Annotated in this window: 6 protein-coding genes and 1 riboswitch; of the genes, 3 read left to right on the top strand and 3 right to left on the bottom strand. The window is 71.1% G+C overall.

Annotation, left to right across the window (positions count from 1 at the left end):
* Together CA983_RS40350 and CA983_RS40345 are read left to right on the top strand one after the other, a co-directional pair.
* A partial coding sequence (locus CA983_RS40350; protein WP_341866733.1) for a hypothetical protein occupies positions 1–700 on the top strand: 700 nt, incomplete at its 5' end.
* A gap of 94 nt (positions 701–794) precedes the next feature.
* Positions 795–1,523, top strand: coding sequence for a hypothetical protein (locus CA983_RS40345; RefSeq protein WP_244207305.1), 729 nt, complete (start codon positions 795–797; stop codon positions 1,521–1,523).
* A 12-nt stretch (positions 1,524–1,535) separates the two neighbouring features.
* Here the strand turns inward: CA983_RS40345 and CA983_RS40340 are convergent, their stop codons facing one another.
* The 3 genes from CA983_RS40340 to CA983_RS40330 all read right to left on the bottom strand — a co-directional run bounded on the left by CA983_RS40340 (position 1,536) and on the right by CA983_RS40330 (position 4,811).
* Positions 1,536–2,984: a glycine hydroxymethyltransferase gene (locus CA983_RS40340; protein WP_086605651.1), complete on the bottom strand. Its 1,449-nt coding sequence runs from the start codon at positions 2,982–2,984 to the stop codon at positions 1,536–1,538.
* A gap of 33 nt (positions 2,985–3,017) precedes the next feature.
* A riboswitch (ZMP/ZTP riboswitch) is annotated at positions 3,018–3,126 on the bottom strand.
* A 135-nt stretch (positions 3,127–3,261) separates the two neighbouring features.
* Positions 3,262–4,437 carry a glutathionylspermidine synthase family protein gene (locus tag CA983_RS40335; RefSeq protein ID WP_086605650.1) on the bottom strand — a complete coding sequence of 392 codons (1,176 nt, stop codon included), beginning with the start codon at positions 4,435–4,437 and terminating at the stop codon, positions 3,262–3,264.
* A gap of 14 nt (positions 4,438–4,451) precedes the next feature.
* Complete coding sequence (locus CA983_RS40330) at positions 4,452–4,811, bottom strand: hypothetical protein (RefSeq protein ID WP_086605649.1); 360 nt, start codon at positions 4,809–4,811, stop codon at positions 4,452–4,454.
* 144 nt (positions 4,812–4,955) lie between these two features.
* Here CA983_RS40330 and CA983_RS40325 point away from each other — a divergent pair.
* Positions 4,956–5,300, top strand: a 345-nt coding sequence (locus CA983_RS40325; RefSeq protein ID WP_483027229.1) for a DMT family protein, incomplete at its 3' end; no start/stop codon positions are given.

Genomic DNA, 5,300 nt, shown 5'->3' with positions numbered 1-5,300 from the left:
GTGGGGCAGGGTTCGTGGGCTGATCGCAGGGGTGGGGGCGTTGGCGGCGTCGATGGCCYTGCTCGTATGGGGTGCGCCGCCCGCCTCGGCGGGGGGACCGACAAGCGTCCTCGTGGTCTCGCCGGCGAGCGAGGAGACGGCTTCCCTGTACTACGACGACAAGGAGTACAAGCAGCTGGAGCGGCTGCTCGGCAACCCGGTGACGGGCACCCGCGGCAAGCCTCCGGAGGCCGACCTGACCCGGCGCGTCACTGTCACATGGATGGTGCACGACATCTCGCCGTGGCGCCTGGACCAGATCTTCTCCGCAGACGAGGGCGGGGAGATGTGGATACACACGGCGGCGAACCTGCCCCGGCCGGTGAACGGCTCCTGGCACCGTGCCGAGCGCTCCGACGAACTGAGCGCCCTGCTGACAGAGCTGGGCGTGCTGGGCAGGGCATCCGACGACACGGGATTCACCGACGTCATGTCGGCGCCCTGGGTGACGCAAAAGGCCGAGGCCACAGCTCCGGAGCCGGCGGTCACGGTCCGGGCACAGGTGCCGGCGGTGGACGACGGCACGGACTGGTGGTGGGTACTGCCCGGCGCGGCCGGCGGAGCGGTGCTGGCACTGGTGTTGCGGTCGTTCGCCTCACGGACACCGTTCCTCCGCCGGGACCGGGGCGGGGAGCCGAAACGAGAGCTGCTCGATGCGTGAGGCCAGGCGCGGTGCGAAGGGGGGACGGACGGTGTTTCACGGCGGTGAGGGGGTGCCGGCACGGCTGAGGTTACGCCGGAGGGCGCGGCTCGCAGTGGGGCTGACCGCCGCGGTGGCCCTGCTCGGACTTCCGGTGGCCGGTGCGGCCGCGCAGCCCCCGGGCCGGGACGCGCCCGACATCGCCTTGGTCGTCAACAGCGAGGGAGGGACGACGGCCATGCGCTCCGGCGAGAGCCGATTCGCCCGGCTGTGGCAGTTGCTGCAACCGACGTACACCGGGACGGAGCAGGTGTCGGGCGCCTGGGTCAAGGGTGGGTATCCGCCCGTGCGGATCACCGTGGTGTGGGGGCTGACGGGGACTGGCAGCCGACCGCAGACAGGCGGACAGGCGGGAGGCGGGATGGTCCTGCACCAGCATGACCAGCTGTTCCTCGCCAAGGACGGCACGCCGTGGGTGCGTTCCGATCCCGCGCCGGAGGTGGAGGACGACGACATCCGCTGGCATCGGGCACCGCGCACGATCTACAGGCAGATGGACAGGGCGGGGCTGCTCGGTGAGCCGGTGAAGCGGGTCGCCGGAGTCCTGCCCGTGTCCGGCGGGACGACCGGTGACCGGTCCGCCGCGGATGGGTCCGGCCTGGCGGAGGGCGGTGTGTGGTGGGCTGCCGGGGGCCTGCTCCTGGGGCTCGGCGGCAGTCATGCGATACGCCGCGCGGCGGCCCGGCGCGAAGCCGGACCGCCGCCACGTGAGGAGTCACTGCATGAGCTGATCGATCTCGGAGCCCTGACGTCGGTGAGCGCGTCGAGGTCCCGCTCGCGGTGAGCCCTGCGGGTCTCAGCCGAGGTCGATCTCGGGGTAGAGCGGGAAGCCCGCCACCAGGTCCGTCGCCCTGTGGCTGATCTCGTCGGCGACCTTCGCGTCGAGGACGTGGGCCGCCTTGGAGGGGGCGCCCGACTTGGTGGTGCCCGGCTCCGTCGTGGTGAGGACGCGGTCGATCAGGGCCGCGACCTCGTCCATCTCCGCCGTGCCGAGGCCGCGGGTGGTCAGGGCCGGGGTGCCGATGCGGATGCCGGAGGTGTACCAGGCGCCGTTCGGGTCGGCGGGGATCGAGTTGCGGTTGGTGACGATGCCCGACTCGAGCAGCGCCGCCTCGGCCTGGCGGCCGGTGAGGCCGTAGGAGGAGGCGACGTCGATCAGGTTCAGGTGGTTGTCCGTGCCGCCCGTCACGAGGGTCGCGCCGCGGCGCATCAGGCCCTCGGCGAGGGCGCGGGAGTTGTCGACGATGCGCTGGGCGTAGTCGCGGAAGGACTCCTGACGGGCCTCCGCGAGGGCGACGGCCTTGGCGGCCATGACGTGCGGGAGCGGGCCGCCGAGGACCATGGGGCAGCCGCGGTCGACCTGGTCCTTGAGCGAGTCGTCGCACAGGACCATGCCGCCGCGGGGGCCGCGCAGCGACTTGTGGGTGGTCGTCGTCACGATCTGGGCGTGCGGGACGGGGTCGAAGTCGCCGGTCAGGACCTTGCCCGCGACCAGGCCGGCGAAGTGCGCCATGTCCACCATGAGCGTGGCGCCGACCTCGTCGGCGATCTCGCGCATGATGCGGAAGTTCACCAGTCGGGGGTAGGCCGAGTAGCCCGCGACGATGATCAGCGGCTTGAACTCGCGAGCGGAGGTGCGCAGGGCCTCGTAGTCGATGAGGCCGGTGGCCGGGTCCGTGCCGTAGGAACGCTGGTCGAACATCTTGCCGGAGATGTTCGGACGGAAGCCGTGGGTGAGGTGGCCGCCGGCGTCCAGGGACATGCCGAGCATGCGCTGGTTGCCGAAGGCGCGGCGCAGCTCCGCCCAGTCGGCCTCGGAGAGGTCGTTGACCTGGCGGGCGCCGGCCTTCTCCAGGGCCGGGACCTCGACGCGCTGGGCGAGGACGGACCAGAAGGCGACGAGGTTGGCGTCGATGCCGGAGTGCGGCTGGACGTAGGCGTGGCGGGCGCCGAAGAGTTCCTTGGCGTGCTCGGCGGCGAGGGACTCGACGGTGTCGACGTTGCGGCAGCCGGCGTAGAAGCGGCGGCCGATGGTGCCCTCGGCGTACTTGTCGCTGAACCAGTTGCCCATCGCCAGCAGCGTGGCCGGGGAGGCGTAGTTCTCGGAAGCGATCAGCTTGAGCATCTCGCGCTGGTCGGCGACCTCCTGGCCGATGGCGTCGGCTACGCGCGGCTCTACGGCGCGGATGACGTCAAGGGCGGCGCGGTAGGCGGTGGAAGCGGTGGAGAGGGGCTCGGCTGGCATGAATGGACCTCCGGACGTGGCGTTCAGCGTTCACGGTACGGCCCAGGCGCACGGCACGGTTCCGGTCCCCGGGGTTCAGCCGGGTCCGGGGGCCGCTCCCCGATGGTTTGTCCATCCCAGCGCGCCAGTCACGGCCCTCGGTCAGCCTACCGGGTGGGCTGAGAGGTGAGGGGCGGGGGAGCGTCTGCCGGGTTGCTCTTCGTCGCCGGGTGCGGGGGGCTTTGTGGTTGATCGCGCAGTTCCCCGCGCCCCTGAGGGACGTGTCCCCGCCCCCCGTCTAAAGGATCACGTGGGGAAGGAACCTTGCGTACTCGTCCGTGATCAGGCCCGACGATTCGCGGATGCCCAGGCCCGCCGACTCGTTTTCCACCACCCACGCGCCCAGGACGACGCGGTTGCCGTCGAAGTCGGGCAGGGGGGCCAGTCGCTGGTAGCAGCAGGGTTCGTCCCGGAGGGTCCGGGGGGATCCGGGCTCGTGGATCGTGACGCCCGCGCCCTCTCGGCCGAGGAGGGGCTTGGCGACCCAGCCCGGCAGGTCCCGGGGGCGGTCCAGGTAGGCCGGGAGGAGGTTGGGGTGGTCGGGGTACAGCTCCCAGAGGACGGCCAGGAGCGCCTTGTTGCTGAGGAGCATTTTCCAGGCCGGCTCGATCCAGAGGGTGGAGCCGGTGCCGCCGCCGTTGTCGAGGGTGTCCAGGACGTGGTCGGCGAAGCGGTCGGTGGTGAGCCACTCCCAGGGGTAGAGCTTGAAGATGCTGCGGATGAAGCGGAGGCGGTTGTCGACGAATCGGCCGGAGAGGCGGTCCCAGCCGATCTCCTCCATGGAGATCCAGTCGGTTTCCATGCCCGCCTGCTCGGCTGTCTCCTTGAGGTAGGCGACCGTCATGAGGTCCTCGCCGAGTTCGTCGGCCGAGGAGTACGCGAAGTACAGGGGGCTGCCCGGCGGGAGGAGGGCGGCCTGTTTCCGCCAGGCGTCGATCAGGCGTTCGTGGAGGGAGTTCCACTGGTCGGCGCCGGGGAAGCGGTCCTCCATCCAGAACCACTGGGGGGACGCGGCCTCCACCAGTGAGGTGGGGGTGTCGGCGTTGTACTCCAGGAGTTTGGCCGGGCCGGTGCCGTCGTAGCGGAGGTCGAAACGGCCGTAGACGGAGGGGAGTTCGGCGCGGCGGTGCCAGGACTCGGCGACCCTGCGGGCCACGCGGGGGTCCGTGATGCCCAGGTCCGCGAAACGGCCCTCGGCGACGATGTGGCCGGCCGCCGCCAGGCACATGCCGTGGAGTTCCTCGACGACCTCTTCCAGGGCCTCGATCTCCGGAAGGGTGAAGATGTAGTAGGCGCTTTCGTCCCAGTAGGGGCGCAGGGAGTCGTCGGGGTAGCGGGTGAGGGGGTAGATCAGGCCCTGCTCCTCGACGGTCTGCTGCCAGCCGGGGCGGGGGGTGATGGTGCGGCGTTCCATGGCGTACGGTCCGGTCAGCCGCCGCCGCTGCCCGAGCCCGAGCAGCCGAAGCCGCCCCGGTCGACGGCCTCGCTGCGGCTGAAGGTGCCGTTGTCGGCGTAGCGGCCGCTGACGTCGGCGTCGTAGTACCAGTCGGCGTTCGTGCTCTTGGTCTTGCCGGTCGTCTTGCGGCCCTTGCCGTAGGAGGAGGACGAGGAGCCGGACGTGCAGTTCTTGTCGGCGACGATCTTGTAGCCGTTGAGGTAGTCGTAGCTGTCCCGGTCCACGCAGCGGCGGTCCGGGTCGGAGCCGCACGCGGACAGGGCCGCCGCGAGGACACCCATGCCGCCCAGCACCACCGTGCTCGAACGCAGTCGTCGCCGTGTTTCCGCCATGTGCGTGTCTCCCCGTGTCCCCGTCGTGCACTGCGTATGCCTGTCACGTACTGCCGAGCGGTCAGCCTAGAGACCGGTGTGAGCGGGCGTGCATCACCCCCCGGCTCACGCTCCCTCCCCTACTGTCGTTTTGTGATGCTTGGAATGGTGTGCGCCCTTGGTGCGGCGGTCTGCTTCGGTACGGCGACGGTGTTGCAGGCGATGGCCGCGCGGGCGGTGGCCACTGGCCCGGGCGGGGACGTGGCGCTTTTGTGGCGGGCGTTGCGGCAGTGGCGGTATCTGGTCGGGCTCGGGATGGACGGGCTCGGTTTCCTGCTCCAGATCGTCGCGCTGCGGTCGGTGCCGATCTACACCGTGGGGGCGGCGCTGGCCGCGAGCCTCGCGGTGACGGCCGTGGTCGCGGCGCGGCTGCTCAGGGTGCGGCTGAGCCGCATGGAGTGGGCGGCGGTGGGGGTGGTGTGCGCCGGGCTCGCGCTGCTGGGGCTGGCG

Source organism: Streptomyces swartbergensis (genome assembly GCF_002148965.1).
In the GTDB taxonomy this organism is placed as follows: Bacteria; Actinomycetota; Actinomycetes; order Streptomycetales; family Streptomycetaceae; genus Streptomyces; species Streptomyces swartbergensis.
This window is presented reverse-complemented; position numbering and strand designations above follow the sequence as displayed.